Origin of the sequence: Nocardia abscessus NBRC 100374 (assembly GCF_000308455.1) — a bacterium.
GTDB classification, from domain to species: domain Bacteria; phylum Actinomycetota; class Actinomycetes; order Mycobacteriales; family Mycobacteriaceae; genus Nocardia; species Nocardia abscessus.
Genome location: NZ_BAFP01000101.1, coordinates 1 through 24,126 on the forward strand (window position 1 = coordinate 1; position 24,126 = coordinate 24,126).

A 24,126-nucleotide genomic window follows, 5' to 3' on the forward strand; every position below is an offset into this window, starting at 1 on the left:
GGGGCCGGACGCGGCGCGGGACGCTCGGGAGCCGACGAATAGGGGTTGTTACCGACGCGCGGGGTCTTCGGCCCCGGGCGCGGGCCGGAAGCGGCGCCACCCTGGCGCTGACCACCCGGGCCGGGCGCACCGGGCCGCTGCTGCTGGCCGGGACGCGGGCCACCCGGCGTCGGACGCGGACCCGCCGGAGCGGGCGCGGAACTCGCCGTCGCACCCGAAGCCGACGCGGCCTGCGGGGTGATCGATTCCCTGACGGGGGGCTTGGGCGACGGGGACGGTCCCGGACGCGTGGCCGGACCCGGCTTCACGGCCGGGGATTCGCCGGTGCGCGCGGCGGGAACGGCGGTCTCCTGCACGGTGGGCGCCGGGGTGGGCGCCGGCGGACGGGGACCTGGACGCGGGCCACCGCCCGCGGGCTTGGCGGCCGGACGGCCGGACGGTCCGGGGCGTGCGCCCGGCTTGTTGCCGTTCGACGGGGCGGATTTCGCCGCGAACGACTCACGCAGCCGACGCGCGACGGGTGCTTCCACCGTCGAGGACGCCGACTTCACGAACTCGCCCTGCTCCTTGAGCGTTGCGAGTAGTTCCTTGCTCGTGACACCGAGTTCTTTGGCCAACTCGTGCACGCGGGCCTTGCCTGCCACTGCTCTCCTCACTGAGAGGTCGAGCAGCCCCACCGTTCTGGCGACGGCGGCCCGCACGACCTCGGGTTATCTCCGATGGACGTTCATCGTTGGTACTTCACGGTGTGCTCATGAGTGCTCGTGCCTGTTCTCGAGGTAATGCTCCAGGGCTGAGATATCCAGATGTCCGGACACTCGGAGTGCTCTGCCGATCGCTCGGCGCCGCTCTGCGGCGCGCAGACAAGCCGAAAGGGGGTGCATCCAGGCACCCCGTCCAGGAAGTCTGCGCCGCGGATCGGGAACGATCTCGAGGACGTGGGAGCCGTCTCCGGTCTCACGGTCCCGAGCCACGATCCGCAACAGATCGACGGCCAGTACTCGCTTTCGGCACCCGATGCACGTCCGTACCGGAGCTGCTCGACGCTGGGGCGCCGGGGGCTGCTCGGTGGTGCGGTCGGGCAGTGGAACCGAAGGCTCGGACTGAACCTTGGACCACTCTACCGCTGCCGCGCTCGGAACGCCGAACCCCTCCCCCGCGGAAGTTACGAACCTGTCATCCCGAGCACTCCGCGGGCGGGCTCCGGTCAACTCCGATGCGCCTCCGTTCGCACGGATCCGCCCATGTCGGGAGCGGCGTCGCTGCGGATATCGATGCGCCAGCCGGTCAGCCGCGCGGCCAGGCGGGCATTCTGGCCCTCCTTGCCGATCGCCAGCGAAAGCTGGAAATCCGGGACCACGACGCGGGCCGCCCGGGCCTCGGCGTCGACGATAGTGACCGAAACCACTTTCGACGGCGAGAGCGCATTGCCGACAAAGGTCGCCGGATCGTCGGCGTGATCGATGATGTCGATCTTCTCGCCGGCCAGCTCGCTCATCACGTTGCGCACGCGCTGCCCCATGGGACCGATACAGGCGCCCTTGGCGTTCACGCCGGGGACGGTGGTGCGGACGGCGATCTTGGATCGGTGGCCGGCCTCCCGCGCCACGGCCACGATCTCCACCGAGCCGTCGGCGATCTCCGGCACCTCCAGCGCGAACAAGCGCCGCACCAGGTTCGGGTGGGTGCGCGACAGCGTGATCTGCGGACCGCGCGAACCGCGCGAGACGCCGACGACGTAGCACTTGATCCGGTCGCCGTGCTCGTAGGTCTCGCCCGGCACCTGCTCGGCGGGCGGGATCAGCCCCTCCGCGCCGTGCAGCTCGCTGCCGATGCGCACCACGACCGTGCCACGGGCGTTGGCGCGCGCGTCGCGTTGCACCACGCCGCCCACGATGTCACCCTCATGGGTGGAGAACTCGCCGAAGGACTTCTCGTTCTCGGCGTCGCGCAGCCGCTGCAGCACCACCTGCCTGGCGGTGGTCGCCGCGATCCGGCCGAACCCCTCCGGGGTGTCGTCCCATTCGGAGATCACATTGCCGTCGGCGTCCACTTCGCGCGCCATCACCCGGACCACACCGGTCTTCTGGTTGATGTCGATGCGCGCGTTGGGCTGGTGGCCCTCGGTGTGGCGGTACGCGGTCAGCAGCGCCGACTCGATCGCGGAGATCACGGTCTCGATCGAGATCCCCTTGTCGGCGACGATCGCGCGCAGGGCTTCGATTTCGATGTTCATTCCACGGTCCCTTCGGTCGGCGAATCGGACGCAGTCACGGATTCGGAGAGTGCATTCGGTGTTCCTCGGAGCTCCGCGGCGTCGTCGACCGCCACCGCATCTTCCTGGCCCGGGGCGGGCCGCCCCGGAACGACTCCGCCCGCGAGTTCCAGCTCCCGCGCGCCGGGCGGGGAGAACTCGATCTGGACGACGGCTGTGGCGATGTCGGCGAGCGGGACAGTCACCCGGTGCGGGTCTCGTTTGCCGCCGAGCACCAGCGCCACCGAATCACCGGAGAGCGCGCCGACCCTGGCCTCGAAGCGGGCCGATCCCTCCGGCGGCTGCGCGCCCTCGCGCAGTGTGACGCGCACCTTGCGCCCCCGCGCCCGGCGCCAGTGCCGGTCGGCGGTCAGCGGTCGATCGATGCCCGGGGTCGTGACTTCCAGCAGGTAGGGCGTCTCGCCGAACTCCCCCGCCTCGTCCAGCAGCGCCGACAATTCGGTGCTGAGGTTCGCGAGCGCGTCCAGATCGGAGGTGTCGCGATCCACGGTCACCTGCACCCGAGCCTGCGCGTCCACGCGCTTGCCCGCCGTCGCGATCTCGACGCCCTCGAGGTCGAATCCTCGGCGTTCCACGAGACCAGCTACGAGCTGGCTCACCCTTTCCTCGGTCGGCATCGGCATGTGGGGCGGCTCCTGGTTCAGTTGTGACGCGGCGGGAGAATTCTCTACCGAAGGTCTAGCGTAACGCGCCACGAGAGTGTAAAGGACCAGTGGTCGAGGAGTTTGCGCGCCACGGCCGACGCTCGTCCGGTGCCGCCCCGCGAATCTGGCACGATGATGCCGTGCCCATCCGCCTTCCCGCCCCGCCGCGTGCCGGGCGCACTTCCGGCATGCCTTCCGACCGGCACCGACCCCGCCTCGCCGCGCTGGATCGTCGCAGCGCGCTACGTCTCGCGGGCGGCGGAACGGTCGGCGCCCTCGCCCTCGGGGCCCTGGCGGGCTGCACCGGCGACGACGTGGTCCACGAGCCGGATCCCCTTGCCGCGCAGGAGGTCGTGGCCCGCGCCGATGCCGCCGCCGCGACCGCGGCCATCGCCGCCGCACCCGAGCGGCACGCCGCGCTGACCGCGATCGCGGCAGAGCGCACCGCCCATGCCGACGCGTTGCGAACCGAGATCGATCGCGTGATCGGCGTCTACGCCGACGGCACCAAGCCGGTGCACCGCACCCGCGCCAACGGATCCGGTCCGTCGGCCGTGGCTTCGGGCAGCGCCGCACCGCTCACCGCGCCGCCCACCGTCGACGCGCTGCGGGCGCAGCTCACCGAGTCCCGGAAATCGGCCGCCGATCTGGCTCGCGCCCTGTCCGGCTACCGGGCCGGTCTGCTCGCTTCGATCAGCGCCGCCTGCGCGGTGCACGCTGGGGTGTTGCTGGCATGACCGAGGCCGAACGAGAAGCGCTCGTCGACGCGCTGAACGCCGAGTACGGCGCGGTGTACGCCTACGGCGTGATCGCCGCCTACGCCTCGCCGGAGCGCACCAGGCTGGTCGCCGAGCACACCGCCGCGCACCGGGCCCGGCGGAACGCCACCGTGGACGCCCTCACCTTGGGCGGTGCGACGGTGCCGCCGCCCGACGCGGCCTACACGGTGCCGTTTCCGGTCACCGATCCGATCGCCGCCGCGCGGCTGGCCGTCACGGTCGAGTCCGATACGGCCGTCGCCTGGCGGTCGGTGGTCGAGCGTGGCGTGTCCATGGCCATCCGGCGCAGCGGGGTCGACGCGCTCACCGAAGCCGCCGTCCGGCTGGCCACCTGGCAGTCGATTCTCGGCGCCGATCCGCCCACCGTCGCGTTTCCCGGCAAGGCCTGACCCGGCGACCGGGCACCGAGGCGTCGAGAGATCCCATGCGCCGCACCGACCGTGAGGCGGGTGCGGCCATCGGCAGCCCGCCGAAGACGCCGCACCGGCGATCGATGCGAACGGCGGCCGACGGATAACCCTAGGCCGCCGTTCGCTCGGCGCACGGTTACTACGGGCGCATCTCGTACGCGCCGTCGTAGGACGCCACCTCTGCCCATACCCGGTCGAAGCGCGGGCGATCGGCGACCGGAGGCCGCAGTGCGGATGCGGCCCAGCCCTGCTGGTCCGGGGTAGCTGACGACTTGCCGTACAGCGCCGTCGCGTAAGTGTTGAAATCGCGGATCTGGAAGTCGAAGATCTGGTCGATCAGGTCACGGTCCAGGCCGGTGATCGCGGCCTGCTCCAGGATCAGCTGGCCGTAGACCACCAGGGAGAACAGGTGGCCGATGGTCAGCATGAAGTCCAGATCCTTCTGCTGGTCCGCATCCGGCGCCGCTGTGGTCAGCAGCGTGCGCAGCGCCTGCGCCTGCTCGTAGAACCGGCCCACGTTGGGAATGTCGGCGTGCTTGTCGTAGACCGGCGTCCAGTCGGCGAAGCGCACCTTGCCCGCGCCCCGGGCCGGGCCCTGACGCCAGAAGAACGCGTCGTCGGCGGCGTCCTGCCGGGTTCCGATCTCCGGGTAGTCCTGCGGGGCGAACAAGTAGTTGGGCATGAACTTCAGGATCTGCCCGACGTTCACGTGCACCGTGCCCTCCAGCCGGGGCAGCGTGTTGATCAGGCGCTGCACCTCGGCGAAGTAGGTGTTCTTCTCGAACCCCTTGGCGGCCAGCACATCCAGCAGCAGCGTCATGACCGTTTCGCCCTCGGAGGTCACCTTGGACTTCGTCATCGGGTTGAACAGCAGGTACCGGCGGTCCTCCAGGCTCGCGCTGCGGAAGTAGTCGACCGCGCGATCGCTGAACAGCTTCATCGCGACGATGCGCGCGTAGGCGTCGACGAAATTCCCCCGCACGTGCGGGAAGTCGGTGACCGGGTTGCCGTAGAGGATGCGGTTGTTCGCGTGCGTGATCGCCTCGTAGAAGGAGTGCTCGACCATGCCGATTCCGCCGTGACAGAGGTTGAACTTGCCCACGTTCACGGTGTTCAGCGCGGCGGAGAACGCCTCGGGGCCGGTGTGCAGGATGTCCTCCGCGCGCACCGGGTAGTTCTCCAGGCGGAAGGTGCTGACGTACATCTGCTGATGCACGACGTTGCCGAGCAGGCGGTAGTTCTCGTGGCGGGAGTCGGCGGCGAACCACACGTAGGCGTCCGCGCCCTCCAGGTCGGAGCGCCGGGAGAACACCGACACCATGCTGGCCACGTTTCCGTTGCCGATGTAGTACTTCTCGCCGTTCGCGCGGAAGAGGATGCCGGCTTCGGCGTCCGCGCTGCCGGGTTCGGTGGGCGTGAGCACCAGGTCGGTGTTGTAGATGTCGGCACCGTGGGTCTGCTCGGACAGACCGAACGCCATCACCTCGCCGTCGGCCAGATCAGCGGCCGCGCGCTTCTTGGCCGCCTCGTTGTCGCTCTGCCAGATCGGTCCGAGGCCGAGGATGGTCACCTGCTCGGCGTACCAGTACGCCAGGCCGTAGAAGCCGAAGATCTCCGACAGCGCCGCGTTGCGCGCGGCGTCCCAACGCCGGTTCGGGTCACCGTCGGCGTAGGCCGCCGGGGTCAGGAAGGTCGCGAACAGCTTCTCCTTCTTCACGAAGTCGAGGAAATCCGCAGTCCACACCGCGTTCGCGTCGTCGGCGAGCAGACGCTGCTTACCCCGGCCCTCGAACCACTCGATGGTGGCGCGCAACAGGCGCCGCGTTTCGGCGTCGAACTGCTGCGGGTCATAGGTGGCGGGATTGAAGAGCCGCGCGTCGGTGTTTGTCATGCTGGTTAACTTACCAGCGGGTAATAGCAGCGTCGGCGCGGTCTACGGATCTGTGACCAGCAAATACCGGTTACGGTCACGTAGGTGGCGAGCCCATGGTTCCAGCGGTCGGAGCAGTTCGCGGGCAGCGCGGCGATAGCCCTGGTCGGGACAACGACGGCCCCCGGCGGATTCCGCCGGGGGCCGTCGAGCACCGGGTCAGCCGCGGACTCGGGCTACCACCGCGTCCACCGCAGAGGCGGCGGGGAGTTCCTCGGCCTCGCCGGTGAAGCGGTCGCGCAATTCGACCTTGCCCTCGGCCCAGCCGCGGCCGATCACCAGCACCAGCGGCATGCCGAGCAGCTCGGCGTCCTTGAACTTCACGCCCGGCGAGGCGGTCCGGTCGTCGAAGAGCACGTCCAAGCCTTGGGCGTGCAGGCCGGCCACCACGTCCTCCGCGCCCGCACGGGCCGCGTCGTCCTTGTTCGCGACCACGACGTGCACGTCGTAGGGCGCGACCGCCGCGGGCCAGCGCAGCCCCTTGTCGTCGTGCTGCTGCTCGGCGATCACCGCGACCATGCGCGAGACGCCGATGCCGTAGGACCCCATGGTCAGCCGCACCGGCTTGCCGTTCTCGCCGAGCACGTCCACCTCGAACGCGTCGGTGTACTTGTTGCCGAGCTGGAAGATGTGGCCGATCTCGATACCGCGGGCCGCCACCAGCGTGCCCCGGCCGTCGGGCGAGGGATCGCCGTCGCGGACCTCGGCGGCCTCGATGGTGCCGTCCGGGGTGAAGTCGCGGCCCGCCACCAGACCGACGACGTGCTTGCCCGGTGCGTCGGCGCCGGTGATCCAGCTGGTGCCGGTGCCGACGCGGGGATCGGCCAGGTACCGAACACCGTTGGCCTGCAGCGCCTTCGGGCCGATGTAGCCCTTGACCAGGAACGGATTCTCGGCGAAGTCCGCTTCGGTGAGCAGCTCCACCTCGGCCGGTTCGACCGAGGCGCCGAGGCGCTTGTCGTCGACCTCGCGGTCACCGGGGACGCCGATGCCGACGATCTCGGTCTTCCCGTCGGGATGCCGCAGCTTGACCATGACGTTCTTCAACGTGTCGGCCGCGGTGACCGGACGACCGTAGCGCTCGGCGAGACCGGCGCTATTGGCCCAGTCGACCAGCGTCGCGATGGTCGGAGTGTCCGGGGTGTCGTGCACCACGGCCGCCGGCTGTCCTTCGATCGGCAGCGGTTCGGGAGCGGGCGTGACCACCGCCTCCACATTGGCCGCGTAGCCGGATTCCGGGCAGCGCACATAGGTGTCCTCACCGACCGGGCTGTCGGCCAGGAACTCCTCCGACGCGCTGCCGCCCATCGCGCCCGAGGTGGCGGCCACGATGACGTACTTGACCCGCAGCCGGTCGAAGATGCGCTGATAGGCCTCGCGGTGCGCGTCGTAGCTGGCCTTCAGGCCGTCCTCGTCCAGGTCGAAGGAGTAGGAGTCCTTCATCACGAACTCGCGCCCACGCAGGATGCCCGCGCGCGGACGCTCCTCGTCGCGGTACTTCGTCTGGATCTGGTACAGCGTGACCGGCAGGTCCTTGTAGGAGCTGTACTCGCCCTTCACGGTGAGCGCGAACAGTTCCTCGTGCGTGGGGCCGAGCAGGTAGTCCGCACCCTTGCGGTCGCGCAGCCGGAACAGGCCGTCGCCGTACTCGGTCCACCGGTTGGTGGTCTCGTACGGGTCCCGCGGCAGCAGCGCCGGTAGCGAGATCTCCTGGGCGCCGATCGCGTCCATCTCCTCGCGCACCACGTCCTCGACCTTGCGCAGCACGCGCAGGCCCAGCGGCAGCCACGAGTAGACACCCGGGGCGATGCGGCGCACGTAGCCGGCACGGACCAACAGTTTGTGGCTCGGCACCTCGGCGTCGGCGGGATCGTCGCGGAGAGTTCGCAGGAACAGGCGGGAGAGGCGGGTGATCACGGAAGCACAGGGTAGTCGCTGGCCGGTCGCCGGTCCCAGCGCATTACCGTATTCGTTCGTGCTGGTGCTGCTGCCTCCTTCCGAAACCAAGTCCGATGGCGGCGCGGGGACGCCGCTCGCGCTGGACTCGCTGGCGATGCCGCAGCTCACGGGCGTGCGGGCACGGCTGATCGACGAGGTGGTGCGATTGGCGGCCGACCCGGAACGCTCGCGAACCGCGCTGGGACTCGGCAAGGGGGCCGACGGCGAGATCGCGCGCAACGCCGCGCTGCGCGTTTCGCCGACCCGGCCCGCGCTGGAGCGCTACACCGGCGTCCTCTACGACGCGCTCGACGCGCGCTCGTTCACCAAGACCCAGCGGGCCAAGGCGTACGCCCGGCTCGGCATCGGCTCCGCCCTGTTCGGCGCGGTCCGCGCGGGTGACCCCATCCCCGCCTACCGGCTCTCCGGCGGCTCCAAACTGCCCGGTCTCCCGACGCTTTCGGCCCTCTGGCGCGACGAGCTGGCCGCGGCGCTGCACACCGAAGCCGCGGGCGAACTCGTCGTGGACCTGCGCTCGGGCACCTATCAGCAACTGGGGCGGGTGCCCGGCGCGATCACCGCGAACGTGCTCACCGAGCATCCGGACGGCTCGCGCACGGTGGTGAGTCATTTCAACAAACACCACAAGGGCCTGCTCGCGCGTGCCCTCGTGCTCACCAGGGCCGAACCGGCCGACGTCCGCGGGGTCGCGCGGGTAGCGGCCAAAGCGGGGTTGCGAGCCGAGATCGCCTCGCCCACCGAGCTGCTGATCATCACCTGAGCGAGTCGGGCTGCTCTATGGCGAGCGCGACCAGCTCGGCCGCCAGATTGGCCCGCGCCGCCGACTCGTACCGGCGGCGGGCGGCGGATGTCCGGAACAGGTACGGCTGCTCGGCCAGCTTTCGCAATACCGCGGCGCGACCCGCACGGAACAGGTCGTCCGGAACGTGCCGGTACTCCGCGCGCACGGCCCGCGTATAGGCGGCGTAGCCGGACGCATCGGCGGCGAGTATCGCCAGGTCGGCGTCGCAGAGCACGTTGCCGTTGCGGTCATCGGCGGCGGTGTGGTGGGTCGCGGTGAGGCGAACCAGCCTGCCGACTTCGCCTGCCAGCTCCGGCGACGCACCCAAGGCAGGCAGCGTCGACTCCGCCAGTTCGGCGCTGCGCTCCTCGTTGTCTGCGCGATCGACCGCGTAGATCGCGTCGTGGAAGAAGGCCGCGTAGCGCACCGCGGCGACGTCGTCGGCGTCCTCGGCCAGGTCGTCGACGACCGCCAGCACGGCCGCCAGATGCTCGACCGTGTGGTAGCGCCGATGCGGCTCGCCGTAGCGCTCGATCAGATCCGAACCCACCGCACCGAAGTGCTCCCCCGCCAGCTCGACCCAGCGCGCCAGCACACGTTCCTCCACCGTCATGCGCACAGTCTCACGCAACCGCCTGCGCACGACAATGGCGCGGCCCCTGGCGCGCATCACCGGCATCGCCTGCGGGCAAGCATCGGCGAATCGTAGGACAGCTGTGGAAATCGTGTACAGACCGTCGGCGCACGGGGAAGGCTAGGAGCCGGACAGTAGTAGTCGAGCCGCTTCTCGCCTCTCGTTCCGTGGGATCGGAGGTCCGGCGAGAGCCCGCGGCACCGCCGATGCTCACCGAGCGAATCGAGGAGACATGCAGACCATCGCGCACTGGCTCGACGGCAAGGCTTTCGCGGGCACCAGCGAGAAGACCGCGCCGGTGACCGATCCGGCGACCGGGGCGGTGACCGGACGGGTCGTGCTGGCGAACGTCGCCGACACCCGCGCGGCGATCGATTCCGCCGCCGCGGCCTTCCCCGCCTGGCGGGACACCTCCCTGGCCCGGCGCACCCAGATCCTGTTCCGCTTCCGCGAACTGCTCAACGAGCGGAAGGACGAGCTGGCGCGCTTGATCACCGCCGAGCACGGCAAGGTCGTCGCCGACGCGACCGGCGAGGTGAGCCGCGGTCTGGAAGTCGTCGAGTTCGCCTGCGGCATACCGCATCTGCTCCAGGGCGGCTACACCGAGAACGCCTCGACCAAGGTCGACGTCTTCGCCGTCCGCCAGCCGCTCGGACCGGTCGCGGTCATCTCGCCGTTCAACTTTCCCGCGATGGTGCCGATGTGGTTCTTCCCGCTCGCCATCGCCGCGGGCAACACCGTGGTGCTCAAACCGAGCGAGAAGGACCCGTCACCGTCCCTGTGGCTGGCGCGGCTGTGGGCCGAAGCCGAGCTGCCCGCGGGCGTCTTCACGGTGGTGCAGGGCGACAAGGTCGCGGTCGACGAACTGCTGGACAACCCGGCCGTCAAGGCCGTCTCGTTCGTCGGCTCGACCCCCGTCGCCCGGTACGTCTACCAGCGTGGCACCGCCGCGGGTAAACGGGTGCAGGCGCTCGGCGGCGCGAAGAACCACATGGTGGTGCTGCCGGACGCGGACCTGGACCTGGCCGCCGACGCCGCGGTGAACGCCGGGTTCGGTTCGGCGGGCGAGCGGTGCATGGCGATCAGCGTGGTGGTCGCGGTGGGCGCGACGGCCGACGATCTGGTCGGCAAGATCGCCGAGCGGGCCAGGACCATCAGGATCGGCGACGGCGCCCGCGGCGCCGACATGGGTCCGCTGGTCACCCGCGCGCACCGCGACCGGGTCGCAGATTACATCGCGGCGGGCGAAGCCGCGGGGGCCGCCGTGGTTCTCGACGGACGAGGCGTGCGAGCCGACGGCCCGGCAGACGGATTCTGGCTCGGACCGACGATCCTCGACCATGTGGACACCGATATGAGCGTCTACACCGACGAGATCTTCGGGCCCGTGCTGTCGGTCGTACGCGTCGACAGCTACGACGACGCGCTGGCGCTGATCAACGCCAATCCCTACGGCAACGGCACCGCCATCTTCACCAACGACGGCGGCGCCGCGCGCCGCTTCCACAACGAGGTCGAGGTCGGGATGGTCGGCATCAACGTCCCGATCCCGGTCCCCATGTCCTACTACAGCTTCGGCGGCTGGAAGAACTCGCTGTTCGGCGACGCGCACGCGCACGGGGCCGACGGCGTGCGGTTCTTCACTCGCACCAAGGCGGTCACCACACGCTGGCTCGACCCCAGTCACGGCGGGCTGAATCTCGGCTTCCCGCAGAACAAGTAGGCACCGGCCGGTGACACAGGTTCGGAGCGGACCGGAAAGTATCCTCGACCACGCGTTGACCTCGCCCGACCGGCATACCGTCTGGACCGCAACGCTTTACGACCGGCGCGGCGGCCGGCCCCACGGGAATGCCGCGCTGCGCCTGGTTGTTCGCTCAGAGCGTGACCAGTACCGCAAAGCTCTCCGACGACCTGAAGAAATACCTCGACGAAGAGAAGGTCTTCGCCACCGCCGCCACGATCGGGCCGAACGGGCAACCGCACCTGACCGTGATCTGGCTCAAGCGTGACGGCGACGACCTGCTCTTCTCCACCACGACCGATCGCCAGCAGGGCAAGAACCTCGCCCGCGACCCGCGGATCACCGTGCTGATCAACCCGCCGGACAACCCGTACGTCTACGCGGAGATCCGGGGCAGCGCGACGATCAGCCCCGATCCGGAGAAGACCCTGCCCGACGAACTCTCGGCGAAGTACACCGGACAGAAGTACGTGGATTTCAACCCGGCCTCCGTCAACGACGGCCCCCGGATCATCGTGCGGGTGACGTCCCGACGAGTAGCGGGCCGTCTCTGAAGACTGGGCTGCCGGACGACTAGGTTTGCTGGGCTTCTTCCTGGGCGTGCTGGGCCATGGCCAGTTGCTGCGGGGTGAAGCGCAGGGTCAGGGCGACCAGTCCGGCGGCGAAGGCGATGAGGGCGCAGACGAACAGCACCAGTGTGTAGCCGTCGCCCAGCGCGGCGATCTCCGCGGGCGTCATCCCGGTCACCTTTTCCGTGCGACCGCCGAGCGACAGGGTGCGGGAGGCGGCGATCGGGGTGAGCAGCCCGATGGCCACGGGAGTGGCCAGGTTCATGAACATCTGGCCGACCGCGGCCAGCGGGCCGATATTGGACGGCGGCACACCGACCAGCACGCACAGCGGCGAGAGCACCATGGCGACGCCGACGCCGAAGCCGATCACCACCAGCAAGGGCAGCAGCGTCGCGTAGTACATCACCTCGCCGTCGAGCGTCGAACCGAACAGCAGCCCGACGCCGAGCACCGCGGCCGCGCCCGCGAGCAGCCAGCGCGGCGCGACGTACAGCGCCGCCTTGGAGGCCACCGCACCGCCGACGCCGATGCCGACGGTGAACGGAATCGCCGCGACACCCGCCTTGAGCGGACCGTATCCGATGACGTTCTGCATGAACTGAGCGACGAAGAAGGTCATGGCGCCGAGCACGCCACCGGCCAGGAAGATCAGCAGGAAGGTGGCGATGCGGTCGCGGCTGTCGAACAGCGACCAGGGCAGCAGCGGGTCGTCCACCCGTCGTTCCAGCGCGATGAAGACGATCAGCAGCACCACGCCCGCGATCAGGGAACCGATGATCGCCGGGTGCCCCCATCCGATCTCCGGCCCCTCGGTGGCCCCGAAGACGATCGCCGCGCAGGCGATGGTGCCGAGCACCGCGCCGGGAATGTCCAGCGCCGAGCGGTGGTGTTCGGTGTCGGCGAGTTTGTAGGCCGCGCCGAGGATGATCAGCGCGCCGATCGGGACGTTGATCAGGAAGATCCACCGCCAGGACAGCTGGGTCAGCGCACCGCCGACCACGAGCCCGCCTACGGAGCCGATGCCGACCATCGAGCCGACGATCGCGATCGCCTGGTTGCGCGCTTTGCCCGGCGCGAAAGTGGTCGCCACGAGCGCGAACGCGGTGGGCGCCGCGACCGCCGCGCCCGCGCCCTGCAAGGCCCGCGCCGCGAGCAGCATCGCCTGGTTCTGCGCGAGCCCGCACAACAGCGAGGCCAGGGTGAACACCGCTACGCCGACCACCAGCATGCGCTTGCGGCCGAACGCGTCGCCGAGGCGGCCGCCGAGCAGCATCAGACCCGCGAAGGTGAGCCCGTACGACGTCACCGTCCACGCGCTACCCGCGCTGGACAGCCCCATCTCCTCCTGCAGCCGGGGCAGCGCGAAGATCACCACCGTGCCGTCGAGCACGACCATGAGCTGCAATCCGCTCAGGACTAGGATGGCGAGCCCGAAGGCCCGCTGCGTCACTGGATACTGCATCGTCGCAGCGGGGTTCCGAAGCACAGTGAGTCACTGTAATTGATGCCGTGCCTTACCTTGCCCGCCCACCGATCCAGCGGCAACACGGCGAGGCTCGGATCGTCCGGCGTCACCCCGGGGGCCGCGCTATCCCGCAGCGGAGTCGGCGTGCGGGACGACGTTGTCGGCCGAGAACCCGGCGGTCGGGCCGATCACCACGATCGCGGGTGGGCGAATGCCTTCCGCGCGCACCCGGGCGGCCACCGTGCCGAGATCCGCGCGCAGCACGCGCTGGGTGCGCAGCGTGCCCTCCTGGATGACCGTGGCGGGCGTGCCCGCGGAGCGCCCGCCGTCCAGCAGGGCGGTGGCGAACTGTTCGATCCGCTCCACCGCCATCATCAGCACCAGGGTGCCGCGCAAGCGGGCCAGCGCGGGCCAGTCCACCAGCGAGTCGGGGTGATCCGGCGCGACGTGCCCGCTCACCACGACGAACTCGTGGGTGACGCCGCGGTGCGTCACCGGGATGCCCGCCGCGGCCGGCACCGAGATGGGACTCGTGACGCCGGGCACCACCGTGACCGGAACACCCGCGGCGACGCACGCCTCCAACTCCTCGTAACCGCGCCCGAACACATAGGGGTCGCCGCCCTTGAGCCGCACCACGAACTTGCCCGCCTTCGCGCCCTCGACCAGCGCGTTGTTGATCGCTTCCTGTGCCATCGCCCGCCCGTACGGGATCTTCGCGGCGTCGACCACCTCGACCTCCGGCCCGAGTTCGGCGAGCAGTTCCGGCGGTGCGAGCCGGTCGGCCACCACCAGGTCCGCCCTGGCCAGCAGCCGCCGCCCGCGCACGGTGATCAGGTCCGGGTCGCCGGGACCGCCGCCCACGAGGGCCACACCGGGCGCGATCGGCGTCGAGTCGTCGCTCACCACACCCGATTGCAGAGCTTCCAGCAACGCGTTGCGCACGGCCGCCGAACGCCGGTGCTGTCCGCTCGCCAGCACACCGAGGGTCAGCCCGTCGTAGCGCGCGGTGGCCGGAGTGACCGCGGTGCCCAGCCGTGCCGTGTCGGCCCGCACGCAGAAGATCCGCCGCCGCGTCGCTTCGGCGACGACTGCCGCGTTGGTCTCGGGTTCGTCGGTGCAGGCGATCGCGTACCAGGCGCCGTCGAGGTCGCCGTCGGCGTACTCGCGCAGCGTGACGGTGATCTGCCCCGAGTTCGCCATCCCCTCGACAGCGGGCGTGACCGCACGACTCACCACGTGGACGTCCGCGCCGGAGGCGATCAGCAGGCCCAATCTGCGCTGCGCCACGGTCCCGCCGCCGACCACGACGACGCGCCGGCCGTGCAGATCGAGCCCGACCAGGTAGTTCGGGTCGCCGGTGGGCTGGTCCTGCGTTGCGTCTGACGTGTTCGGCACAAGTTTCGAGCCTACGGCGTGACCGACCGGCACCGGCAATCGACCGGGCATGCCGAACGATCGCTCGGCCGGAACCCACCCACCGCCCACCTACTGTGACCAGTGGTAACAAGCGGTTCGCCGAGTCCGGACGGTAGGTTGCGAAGCGACGCGTCCTGCTCGGAAAGGCGGACCGATGACACGGGTGACACCGGCACGACTGCTCGACGTGGCCTACGACCAAGCGCTGCGCGGGCTCGCCGAGGGCGGTATCCCGATCGGCGCCGCCCTCTTCGACACGGCGGGCACGCTGCTCGGGCGCGGCCGCAACCGCCGGGTGCAGTCCGGCGATCCCAGCATGCACGCCGAGACCGACGCCTTCCGCGCGGCGGGACGGCGGCGGGATTACCGCCGGACCATCATGGTCACCACCCTGTCCCCGTGCTGGTATTGCAGCGGTCTGATCCGCCAGTTCGGCATCGGTTCGGTGGTGGTCGGTGAGTCGCAGACATTCTCGGGCGGACATGAGTGGCTAGCGGGGCACGGCGTCGCCGTCACCGTTCTGGAAGACCGGCGCTGCATAGACCTGATGAGCCGATTCATCGCCGAACATCCCGCGTTGTGGCAGGAGGACATCGGGATCGCCGACGATCTCGAGGCGTAACGAGGGCATCTCAGCGGAAGTACGGATATTCCTGCACCCAATGGAATCCGCGGCTGCGCAACGGAAAGTCGTCGAGCGCGACCGACGTCAACGCTATCGAGACCGGCTGCCCGGCGAGCTCACCCGTCAAGGTCAGCCGCTCGGGGGCGGGGCGGTCGAAGCCGAAACTGCCCAAGCGTTCCGGTTGCGCGCCGACGGCTCTCGGCGGCGCGACCATGACCAGGGTGCGCGCATCGGCATCGACCATGGCCAGCACCGGGATCAACTGGCCGTCCATGCGCTGCACAGTGGCCCCGTCGCGGTCGAAGACCAGGCGCTGCCAGCGCAGTTCGTGGGTGGTCAGCGGCGGAATCGGGGTGCCGTGCGCGCTGAATTCGGTGACCGACCAGATGCCGTACAGCGGAGGTTCCGGCCGCCCAGCGCCTTGTTCGTTCCACCGGTCCCAGCCGGTGTACGCGTTCGACAACAGCAGCCACACCCCGAGCGCGATCTGCACCGCGGCCGCGATCCGGTTGGCTCGGGGCGTGCGCAGCAGCGGCGGTGTGGTCGACGGTGCGGCCGGCCGGTTCAGCAGCAGCACGTTCACCAGACGCCCGGCCTCCGGCGCGAGCAGCACCAGGCACAGCAGCATCAGGTGGAACGACAGGATCTTCGCGGGCACGTCGTAGGTCATGTCCAGCACGAATACCTGCGTGGTGCACACCAGGCTCAGCATCGCGCCCACCAACGCGGTGCGGGGTACGAACAGCAGCACGCCGCCGAGCAGTTCCGCGCAGCCGAGCAGGATCTCGTACTGCGTCGACACCCCGATCTGGTTCCAGAGCACCGCCATCGGACTGAAATTCCCGTACGGCTCGAGCAATCGGCTCAGCGGTGTCGGCGGCATCTGGGTCGGGATGGCCTTGGCCATGCCGTAGGCCACCAACTGCCCCGCCAGGCACAAGCGCACGAACAGCAGGAACCAGGGCAGCACGGCCCGATAGTCCGGGCGGTTGCGGTCCAGCACGCTCCACATCAGCGTGCCGAGCAGCGCGACCACCAGGACGACGAACACCAGCACCCAGAAATACGCCTGGTCTCCGCTGATCGACGCCGTGTTCGCCGCGACGGACGCGCCGAACACCTGGGTTCCGGTCCACTCGACCAGCGGGCGCAGCGCTCGGGCGACACCGGAGTTCACCCATTCCGGCAGCCATTCGCGCGTCAGTCCGAGGAATTCCGGGACGATCGCCGGGTACGTCAGGCAGAACAGCCCGAAGTACAGGAAACCGAAACGGAACGCCACCCGGGTGCCGCCCCGCCAGGGCCGGGTACCGGAATCCTCCGCCTTCGTGTCGGTGTCCGTCCGATCGAGGATCGCTTCGGTCACGGCGGTCCCTCCAGTCCGAGTCGATGCAGACCGAAGGTATCGAAAAGTGCCGTGCCCGTATCGGGTTTCGGCTGGATCTCCCCCGTCCTCGGGTCGCCGGATCCCGGGTCAGCGGAAGTACGGGTATTCCTGGACGAAGTTGAAGCCCCGGCTGCGCAACGTGAAGGAGTTCAGGTCCATGCGGTCGAGCGACACCGTGACCGGCGTTCCGTTCAGCTCACCTGTCAGCAACAGTGTGTTCGGAGTCGGCTGGGTGAAGGTGAAGGCGCCCGAACGGGCGGGCGGCGTTTCCGGCGACTGCGGCGCGGCCGACAACGTCATGGTGTGCGCGCCCTCGTCGACCACGGCCACGACGGGAACGAACGAGCCGTCCATCCGCTGCAGCGTGGTGCCGGGCCGGTCGAAGATCATCCTCCGCCAGCGGTTCTCGTCGGTGATCAGCGGTGGCGCCGGATGCCCGTCCCTGGTGAACTCACCGACGGTCCAGATGCCGTACAGCGCGGGTTTCGGTGCTCCGCCACCTGCTTCGCGCCAGGTTTGCCAGCCGATGTGCACACCGCCGATCAGCACCCACAGTCCCAGCGCGACCTGCACCGCCGCCACGATCCGGTTCGCGCGGCGGGAACCGAACAGCGTGGGCTGCGCGGCAGGCTCGGCCGGGCGTTCCAGCACGAGCACATTGGCCAGCCGCCGGGCCTGCGGCGCGAGCACGACCAGCGACAGCAGCAGCAAATGGAACGAGAGGATCTTCACCGGCACGTCGTAGGTCATGTTCAGCACGAAGACCTGCGCCATGCTCACCAGGCTGAGCAGCGCGCCGATCGTCGCGGTGCGCGGCACGAACAGCAGTAGACCGCCGAGCACCTCGGCCGTACCGAGCAGGATCTCGTACGCGGGCGCCGCGCCCACCTGGTTCCAGAGCACCGACGCGGGGCTCATCGTCCCGTACGGCTGCAGCAGGGCGGTCAGCGACGGCGGGGGCATCTGCGACGGAATGGCTTTGGCGAGACCGTAGAACAGCATCTGGCCGCCCAGGCAGAGCCGGATGAACAGCACGAACCAGTTGCCGAGCGTCCGGTAGTCCGGGCGGCGGCGATCGAGCATCGACCAGACGACCGTGATCACCACGGCCGCGACGAGTTCGCAGAAGATCAGCACCCAGATGGCGGTCTGGTCCCCGCTGCCCGAATCCTCGTGCAGGACGGCGTCGACCCCGAAGACGTGTTCGCCGACCCAGCCGACCAGCGGGCTCGTCGCCCGCATCTGCCAGATGACCGCGCTTTCCGGCAGCCACTTGCTCACAATGCCTGTGAACACGAACAGGATCTGCGCCATCAACACGCAGAACAGCCCGAGATAGACGAAGACGAACCGGAACGCGATCCGGGTCGGCAAGCGCCAAGGCCGCCGCTCGGCATCGGCCGGCGCCTCGCCGCTGCTTCGCTTCACGACATTCGTTCCGACCGTACTCACACCGCTCCCCTCGCCGGCCGACATTTCCGCGAGCCGAACGTATCCGACCAGGTCATGGGATGACCTCAGGGAAAACCCCGGATTTCCGCGTACATCTTTCGGCCTACGTGCCTGCCCCACCGGGGGTGCCGATACCGGCCCGGCCTTCGTCTTCCGGTTCCGGCCCGCCAACAACTAGAACGCGTTACAGTCGCGTATCCCGGGGCATCGGGGCGATGCAGCCGGGCGGCACGTGTCAGGAGGACAGATATGACCGACGATCCGGACCCGGCACAGCGACAGCAGCTGACCGTCAGCGAACGCGACCTGGACGCGCTCACCGGGGACCTGGCGCGCTGGCTCGACACGAAAGTTTCCGCCGACGAGCTGCCGCGGGTCTCCGAGTTGTCGCGTCCGCAGTCCGGCGGCATGTCCAGCACATCGATCCTGTTCGACGCCGAATGGAGCGCCGGAGGGCGCACGGAGCGCGGGTCCTTCGTCGCGCGGATGGCGCCCGAGGCCGGGTCGTTCCCGGTGTTCGAGACCTATGACCTGGCCACCCAGTACCAGGTGATGGCGGGCGTCGCCGCGGCCACCGACGTGCCGCTGCCCGGTCTGTGCTGGCTGGAGACCGACGCGAAGCCGCTCGGCACACCCTTCTTCGTGATGCGCCGGATCGACGGACGGGTGCCGACGGACAACCCCCCGTACGTGTTCGTCGGCTGGCTGTTCGACGCGAGCCCCGCCGAACGTCTCCGGCTCACGCACAACACCGTGGAGGTGATCGCGAAGATCCACGGCATCCCCGATCCCGCGGCGCTCTTCCCGATGCTGAGCGGGCCGGGCGAGTCGCTGCGCAGGCACGTCGCCGCGCAGCGCTCCTGGTACCGATGGGCGCTCGCGGACGACGGCTTCGAGATCCCGCTGATCGAGCGGAGTTTCACCTGGCTCGACGAGCACTGGCCCGCCGACCCCGGCCCGGACGTGCTCAGCTGGGGCGACGCCCGCCCCGGCAACGTCATCTACCGTGATTTCGACCCCGTAGCGGTGCTGGACTGGGAAATGGCAGCACTGGGCCCGCGCGAGCTCGACCTGGGCTGGATGATCTTCATCCACCGGTTCTTCCAGGATCTGGCCACCCGTTTCGGCCAGCCGGGGCTCCCCGACTTCCTGCGCCGCGACGACGTGGTGACGAGATACGAAGCGCTGACCGGTCATTCGGTGCGCGATCTCGATTTCTACGTCGTCTACGCCGCATTGCGGCACGCGATCGTGATGGCGCGGGTCAAGCGCAGGATGATCCACTTCGGCGAGGACACCGACACTCCGGATCGCGACGACTACGTGATGCACCGGGCAAGCCTGGAAGCGCTGCTCGACGGAACCTACGAATGGGACTGACCATGCCTGTGCCTTTGGACGAGTACCCGATCCACCAGACCCCGCTGTCACTGGCCCGCGTGGCCTCCAGCGATCGGAACTTCTACGACCGCAGCTACTTCAACGCCCACGACCGCGACGGCGGCACCCTGCTGATCACCGGTTTCGGCGTGTACCCCAACCTCGGGGTGACCGACGCCTACGCGGCTGTACGCCGCGGCGACACGGTGCGGGCGGTGCGCTTCTCCGACGCGCTCGGCGACCGGAGCCTCGACCAGCGCGTCGGCGGTTACCGCATCGAGGTGCTGGAGCCGCTGCGGCGCATCCGGGTGGTCTGCGAACACGACGATCTCGGCTTCGACCTCACCTGGACCGGCGCCTTCCCCGCCGTGCAGGAACAACCGCACCTGATTCTCTCGGGCAACCGGCCGATCATCGAGGCGTCCCGGTTCGCGCAGGTGGGTTCGTGGGCCGGAACGCTGCACGTGGACGGCGACGACATCGCGATCGACCCGGCGGTGTGGACCGGAACCAGGGACCGCTCGTGGGGCATCCGCCCGGTCGGCGAAACCGAGCCGCCCGGGCGCGCGGCCACCGAACCGTCGGGCGGTTTCTGGTGGCTGTACGTACCGCTGCGGTTCGAGGAATTCGCGGTCGTGGTCATCGTGCAGGAGGAGCCGGACGGCAGGCGCACCCTCAACGACGCGACCCGAGTCTGGCCGGACGGACGCACCGAGCAACTCGGCTGGCCGCGCATCTCGATCGACTACCGTTCCGGCACGAGGAATCCCGTCGGGGCGCGACTGGAGTTGACCACGCCGGACGGCAAGCCGCTGGAGATCGAGATCACGCCGGGCATCGGCGTCCCGCTGCACGTCGGCTGCGGCTACGGCGGCGATCCGGACTGGCAGCACGGCCAGTGGAAGGGCCGCGACTGGTCCTCCTCCAGCCGCTACGACCTCACCGACCCGGCGATCCTCGCCCGCACCCCCTACGGGGTGACCGACCATGTCGCCCACGCCCGCTGCGGCGACGCCGAGGGCTGGGGCCTGTTCGAACACGCCAGCATCGGCCGCCACGACCCCACCGGCTTCGCCGACTGGGGCTCGGTCGCCCCCTGAGCCGCAACGCCATCCGTTGCGATCTATACCGCCACCGTCCGAGGAGACCGTCGAAGCGCAGCGGGCAGCCACGCCGGGACCGTGCTTCTGAGCTGAGTGCGGCCGGGACCGAGCTCGAGCTGAGTGCGGCCGCTGTCGGTTCGGTACCGCGGTTCTCTCCGCACAGCGACGGCGCTCGAGGCCGAACCCGCCTCCGCTCGACGGTTCTACCGCTCGTACAGCGCTGCCGCGAGCACCACGCCGTGCACGACGCGCTTCGCCAACACCAGCGGCCCGCCCTCGGCGGCGAGCAGCGCCGCGGCCTCCGCGACACTCGGTGTACCGACGGCCGACCGTGCCCGGCTCCCCGGGTTGGGGACCGCGACGGCCGCCAGTTCGGCGGCGGAATAAGACCGTAGCGGCACCTGGAGGTCCGCGGCGACGGCGATCAGCCCAGGTTCGGCGCGGCGCTGCGCGATGGTGGCCAGGCACACGATCCGGTGATCACCCACGGCCTCGCGCAGCGCGGCGCGGATCACGTCGGCCGATGTGCCGGGTCGCAGTCCGATCCCGACGACGACCTCAGCCGACGGCACAGGAACCCATCAACACGCCCTCGCGCAACACCGCGCGAACCACGTCGGCCGATGCACGCAGTCGCAGGACGATCCCGACGACCACGTCAGCCGACGACACACGAACCCATGAACACGGCTCGCGCAGCACCGCGCGGATCACCTCGGCCGATGCGCGCGATCGCAGGACGATCCCGACGACGACCTCAGCCGAGGGCACGGGAACCCATCAACACGGCCTCGCGCAGCACCGCGCGGACCATGTCGGCCGATGCACGCAGTCGCAGGACGATCCCGACGACCACGTCAGCCGACGACAGAGGAACCCATGAACCCGGCTCGCGCAGCACTTCGCGGACCACGTCGGCCGGTCGCGGGCCGATCCCGACGACCACGTCAGCCGACGGCACGGGAACCCGCGAACACGGCTGGCGCAGCACCGCGCAGACCACGTCGGCCGATGCACGCGGTCGCAGGACGATCCCGACGACCACGTCAGCCGACGACACGGGAACCCGCGAATCGCTCTGCGGCGGTGACGAACCGCCGCACCGCCTCGGGATTTCCCGCCGGGTGGGTGTGCAGGTACGACGCGTGCACGTTGCCGATCAACGCCCCCTCCCGCACACGCTCTCCCGCGCTGCCGAGCCAACCCCACGCCGGGTTCCCCGGTGGCGCCGACACCAGGAACGTGCGGTGGAATTCATGTCCTCGGACCCGTTCGCCCGCCCGCCACAGGGGCGAGTCGGCCAGTGCGACGGCGTCGCGGTAGCCGAGGGTCAGGCGCGGCCCGAACGCGGCGTCGGCGTCCAACACCCCGGCCATGGGGTGCCCGTCCAGCGAGCGGGTGAGATACAGCAGCCCGGCGCATTCGGCGTGCACCGGCATGCCGTGGCGGACGGCATCGGCCACCGCCCGCAACAGACCGGAATTGGCGGCCAGCTCCGCCGCATGTTCCTCGGGGAAGCCACCCGGCAGCACCAAACCCGCAGTTCCGGCGGGCAATTCGTCATGGAGCGGATCGAACACGACCACCTGCGCGCCCGCGGCCACCAGCAGCTCACGGTGCTCGGCATAGCCGAAGGTGAACGCCGGGCCACCGGCGACGGCGACAACCGGACTCTCCCCGCCGGTGCGGCAGGAGACGACGCTCTCGTAGGCAGGCCGCGAGTCACCACCAGCTTCGACGAGCGCCGCACCGGGGCCGCACGAGTCACGGCCATCGCCGAGAAGCGTCGCGGCGGGCACCTCTAAGCCAGCCCCACCGAGCGGCATCGCGGTGAACACTCCCGAGTCGGTCCCACTGAGCGGCGTCACGGTCGACACCCCCGAGTCGGCCCCACCGAGCGGCGTCACAGTGGACACCCCCGAGTCGGCCCCACCGAGCGGCGTCACAGTGGACACCCCCGAGTCGGCCCCACCGAACGGCGTCACAGTCGACACCCCCGAGCCGGCCCCACCGAACGGCGTCACAGTCGACACCCCCGAGCCGCCCTGACCAAGCGGCGCGACCCTGGATTCCTCGCCTGCGCCTTCCACACCGCGCACGGCGGCGTCGGGATCCCAGGCGGGCCCGGTGACTGACGAGCGAGCAAGTGCCGCGATGGCGTGCAGGTCGACGTGCGCGGCGACGAGATCCGTCATCGCCGCCACCGCCGCTGTCGCGGCCGTGCCGTGTTCCACCGCGGGGATCAGGCCGAGATGCCGGGACGGGACCTCCAGTTCGGCCAGGCGCGGCAGCGAACCGAGCACCGGCAGCCCGACACGATCGCAGGCGGCACGCAGCACTTGGTCGTGGCGTTCGCTGCCAACCCGGTTCAAGATCACACCGCCCAGCCGGACGCCGCTGTCGAAGGTGGCGAATCCGTGCAGCAGCGCCGCCAGGCTCTGACTGTGCCCCCGCGCGTCGACCACCAGTACCACCGGCGCACCCAGCAGGGCCGCGACCTGCGCCGTCGACCCCTCCGCCACCGGCCCGGAGTGCTGGTCGTCGATCCGGCCGTCGAACAGGCCCATCACACCCTCGACCACCGAGAGGTCGCACCCCTGCGCACCGTGCCGATACAGCGGCACGACACGCTCCGCACCCACCAGCACAGGATCCAGATTTCGCCCCGGCCGCCCCGCCGCCAGCCCGTGATACCCCGGATCGATGTAATCGGGCCCCACCTTGAACGGCGCCACCCGATGCCCCACCCTCCGCAACGCCCCCACCAACCCCGTAGCCACGGTCGTCTTCCCACTCCCCGACGCCGGCGCCGCGACCACAACCGCCCTCATCCCCGCCCCCACTCCACGAGTGGCACACCACTGTGCGGGCCTCTCGCGATTCGCCGCGGCCATGTGCCACTCGCGACGGTCACCATTCGATGCCTCGCTGGCCTTTGCGGCCGGCGTCCATGGGGTGTTTGAGTTTGGTCATCTCTGTTACGAGGTCGGCGGCTTCGATGAGGGGTTGGGGTGCGTCGCGGCCGGTGATGACGACGTGCTGGTTGCCGGGGCGGGCTTGGAGGGTGTCGACTACTTCGGCGAGGTCGACCCAGCCCCATTTCAGGGGGTAGGTGAATTCGTCGAGGACGTAGAAGCGGTGCTGTTCGGCCTTCAGGCGGCGCGCGATCTCCTGCCAACCCGCCAGCGCGGCGGCGGCGTGGTCCTGCTCGGTGCCCTGTTTGCGGGTCCAGGACCAGCCCTCGCCCATCTTGTGCCATTCGACCGCCCCGCCCGCGCCGGTCTGCTCGTGCACCGCACCCAGGGCGCGGAAGGCGGCTTCCTCGCCCACCTTCCATTTGGCGCTCTTCACGAATTGGAACACCGCGACGTCGAAGCCTTGGTTCCAGGCACGCAGCGCCATCCCGAACGCGGCAGTCGACTTACCCTTGCCCGGTCCGGTGTGCACCGCGAGCACCGGCTGATTGCGCCGCTGCCGGGTGGTCAACCCGTCGTCGGGAACGGTCTCCGGAACACCCTTGGGCATCGAATCTCCTTGCTCGTCCTCGGATCACTCCGAACCTGTGCA

General features: G+C 69.9%; 24 protein-coding genes. 8 read left to right on the forward strand and 16 right to left on the reverse strand.

Going from position 1 to position 24,126, the window contains the following annotated elements; all coding sequences use genetic code 11:
• The 4 genes from ON19_RS39055 to rimP form a co-directional block, all read right to left on the reverse strand.
• Positions 1–644 (reverse strand): translation initiation factor IF-2 N-terminal domain-containing protein (locus ON19_RS39055; RefSeq protein ID WP_174377711.1); only part of this gene is annotated, 644 nt, incomplete at its 3' end.
• 108 nt (positions 645–752) lie between these two features.
• The gene (locus tag ON19_RS40515) at positions 753–1,085 is read right to left on the reverse strand and encodes a YlxR family protein (protein WP_083899509.1); all 333 of its coding nucleotides are present in this window, start codon (positions 1,083–1,085) and stop codon (positions 753–755) included.
• Positions 1,086–1,207: 122 nt separating this feature from the next.
• Complete coding sequence (gene nusA / locus ON19_RS20145; RefSeq protein ID WP_043695018.1) at positions 1,208–2,236, reverse strand: transcription termination factor NusA; 1,029 nt, start codon at positions 2,234–2,236, stop codon at positions 1,208–1,210.
• Positions 2,233–2,898, reverse strand: a complete 666-nt coding sequence (gene rimP / locus ON19_RS20150; protein WP_043695021.1) for a ribosome maturation factor RimP — start codon at positions 2,896–2,898, stop codon at positions 2,233–2,235. The genes nusA and rimP overlap by 4 nt, the downstream gene beginning before the upstream one ends.
• A 209-nt stretch (positions 2,899–3,107) precedes the next feature.
• Between rimP and ON19_RS20155 the strand changes: the two genes are divergently transcribed.
• Complete coding sequence (locus tag ON19_RS20155) at positions 3,108–3,656, forward strand: hypothetical protein (protein ID WP_043695024.1); 549 nt, start codon at positions 3,108–3,110, stop codon at positions 3,654–3,656.
• The gene (locus tag ON19_RS20160) at positions 3,653–4,087 is read left to right on the forward strand and encodes a ferritin-like domain-containing protein (protein WP_043695026.1); all 435 of its coding nucleotides are present in this window, start codon (positions 3,653–3,655) and stop codon (positions 4,085–4,087) included. The genes ON19_RS20155 and ON19_RS20160 overlap by 4 nt, the downstream gene beginning before the upstream one ends.
• Before the next feature lie 160 nt (positions 4,088–4,247).
• Here ON19_RS20160 and ON19_RS20165 read toward each other — a convergent pair whose 3' ends face one another.
• Together ON19_RS20165 and ON19_RS20170 are read right to left on the reverse strand one after the other, a co-directional pair.
• Complete coding sequence (locus tag ON19_RS20165; RefSeq protein ID WP_043695029.1) at positions 4,248–5,999, reverse strand: acyl-CoA dehydrogenase family protein; 1,752 nt, start codon at positions 5,997–5,999, stop codon at positions 4,248–4,250.
• Positions 6,000–6,197: 198 nt separating this feature from the next.
• On the reverse strand, positions 6,198–7,955 hold the full coding sequence (locus ON19_RS20170) for a proline--tRNA ligase (protein ID WP_043695032.1): 1,758 nt from the start codon (positions 7,953–7,955) through the stop codon (positions 6,198–6,200).
• Between the two features lie 58 nt (positions 7,956–8,013).
• Between ON19_RS20170 and yaaA the strand changes: the two genes are divergently transcribed.
• Positions 8,014–8,757, forward strand: a complete 744-nt coding sequence (gene yaaA / locus ON19_RS20175) for a peroxide stress protein YaaA (protein ID WP_043695035.1) — start codon at positions 8,014–8,016, stop codon at positions 8,755–8,757.
• Here the strand turns inward: yaaA and ON19_RS20180 are convergent.
• Entirely contained in the window at positions 8,750–9,391 is a 642-nt protein-coding gene (locus ON19_RS20180; RefSeq protein ID WP_043695272.1) for an HD domain-containing protein, read from the reverse strand. The two genes, yaaA and ON19_RS20180, sit on opposite strands and share 8 nt — an antisense overlap.
• Before the next feature lie 253 nt (positions 9,392–9,644).
• Here ON19_RS20180 and ON19_RS20185 point away from each other — a divergent pair, with 253 nt between their 5' ends.
• Together ON19_RS20185 and ON19_RS20190 are read left to right on the forward strand one after the other, a co-directional pair.
• Positions 9,645–11,135 (forward strand): CoA-acylating methylmalonate-semialdehyde dehydrogenase, encoded by a 1,491-nt coding sequence (locus tag ON19_RS20185; RefSeq protein WP_043695038.1) that lies wholly within the window; start codon positions 9,645–9,647, stop codon positions 11,133–11,135.
• Between the two features lie 161 nt (positions 11,136–11,296).
• Positions 11,297–11,710, forward strand: a complete 414-nt coding sequence (locus ON19_RS20190; protein ID WP_043695275.1) for a PPOX class F420-dependent oxidoreductase — start codon at positions 11,297–11,299, stop codon at positions 11,708–11,710.
• Positions 11,711–11,729: 19 nt separating this feature from the next.
• On the opposite strand, the gene ON19_RS20195 is transcribed toward ON19_RS20190, so the two are convergent.
• Both ON19_RS20195 and cobA read right to left on the reverse strand, forming a co-directional pair.
• The gene (locus tag ON19_RS20195) at positions 11,730–13,190 is read right to left on the reverse strand and encodes an MFS transporter (protein WP_043695041.1); all 1,461 of its coding nucleotides are present in this window, start codon (positions 13,188–13,190) and stop codon (positions 11,730–11,732) included.
• Between the two features lie 126 nt (positions 13,191–13,316).
• Complete coding sequence (gene cobA / locus ON19_RS20200; RefSeq protein WP_051169111.1) at positions 13,317–14,591, reverse strand: uroporphyrinogen-III C-methyltransferase; 1,275 nt, start codon at positions 14,589–14,591, stop codon at positions 13,317–13,319.
• A 199-nt stretch (positions 14,592–14,790) separates the two neighbouring features.
• On the opposite strand from cobA, the gene ON19_RS20205 reads away from it, so the two are divergent.
• Positions 14,791–15,234, forward strand: coding sequence for a nucleoside deaminase (locus ON19_RS20205; RefSeq protein WP_043695280.1), 444 nt, complete (start codon positions 14,791–14,793; stop codon positions 15,232–15,234).
• A gap of 10 nt (positions 15,235–15,244) precedes the next feature.
• Here the strand turns inward: ON19_RS20205 and ON19_RS20210 are convergent, their stop codons facing one another.
• Together ON19_RS20210 and ON19_RS20215 are read right to left on the reverse strand one after the other, a co-directional pair.
• Positions 15,245–16,603 carry a hypothetical protein gene (locus ON19_RS20210; RefSeq protein ID WP_063709468.1) on the reverse strand — a complete coding sequence of 453 codons (1,359 nt, stop codon included), beginning with the start codon at positions 16,601–16,603 and terminating at the stop codon, positions 15,245–15,247.
• Positions 16,604–16,711: 108 nt separating this feature from the next.
• Positions 16,712–18,052 carry a DoxX family protein gene (locus ON19_RS20215; RefSeq protein ID WP_227954671.1) on the reverse strand — a complete coding sequence of 447 codons (1,341 nt, stop codon included), beginning with the start codon at positions 18,050–18,052 and terminating at the stop codon, positions 16,712–16,714.
• Positions 18,053–18,325: 273 nt separating this feature from the next.
• On the opposite strand from ON19_RS20215, the gene ON19_RS20220 reads away from it, so the two are divergent.
• Positions 18,326–19,456 carry a phosphotransferase family protein gene (locus tag ON19_RS20220; protein WP_043695044.1) on the forward strand — a complete coding sequence of 377 codons (1,131 nt, stop codon included), beginning with the start codon at positions 18,326–18,328 and terminating at the stop codon, positions 19,454–19,456.
• A gap of 2 nt (positions 19,457–19,458) precedes the next feature.
• A complete protein-coding gene (locus ON19_RS20225) occupies positions 19,459–20,556 on the forward strand; it encodes an Rv3169 family protein (protein ID WP_043695289.1) in 1,098 nt (365 codons plus the stop codon).
• Positions 20,557–20,762: 206 nt separating this feature from the next.
• Here ON19_RS20225 and ON19_RS20230 read toward each other — a convergent pair whose 3' ends face one another.
• From ON19_RS20230 to cobO, 5 genes are all read right to left on the reverse strand, one after another.
• Positions 20,763–21,131, reverse strand: coding sequence for a cobalamin biosynthesis protein (locus ON19_RS20230; RefSeq protein ID WP_043695047.1), 369 nt, complete (start codon positions 21,129–21,131; stop codon positions 20,763–20,765).
• Positions 21,118–21,330, reverse strand: a complete 213-nt coding sequence (locus tag ON19_RS20235) for a hypothetical protein (protein WP_043695049.1) — start codon at positions 21,328–21,330, stop codon at positions 21,118–21,120. The genes ON19_RS20230 and ON19_RS20235 overlap by 14 nt, the downstream gene beginning before the upstream one ends.
• Complete coding sequence (locus ON19_RS20240; protein ID WP_157229765.1) at positions 21,317–21,619, reverse strand: hypothetical protein; 303 nt, start codon at positions 21,617–21,619, stop codon at positions 21,317–21,319. The genes ON19_RS20235 and ON19_RS20240 overlap by 14 nt, the downstream gene beginning before the upstream one ends.
• A complete protein-coding gene (locus tag ON19_RS43890) occupies positions 21,606–23,339 on the reverse strand; it encodes a cobyrinic acid a,c-diamide synthase CobB (RefSeq protein ID WP_372478683.1) in 1,734 nt (577 codons plus the stop codon). Before ON19_RS43890 ends, ON19_RS20240 begins: the two co-directional genes overlap by 14 nt.
• Before the next feature lie 130 nt (positions 23,340–23,469).
• Complete coding sequence (gene cobO / locus ON19_RS20255; protein ID WP_043695054.1) at positions 23,470–24,084, reverse strand: cob(I)yrinic acid a,c-diamide adenosyltransferase; 615 nt, start codon at positions 24,082–24,084, stop codon at positions 23,470–23,472.
• Positions 24,085–24,126: the final 42 nt, after the last annotated feature.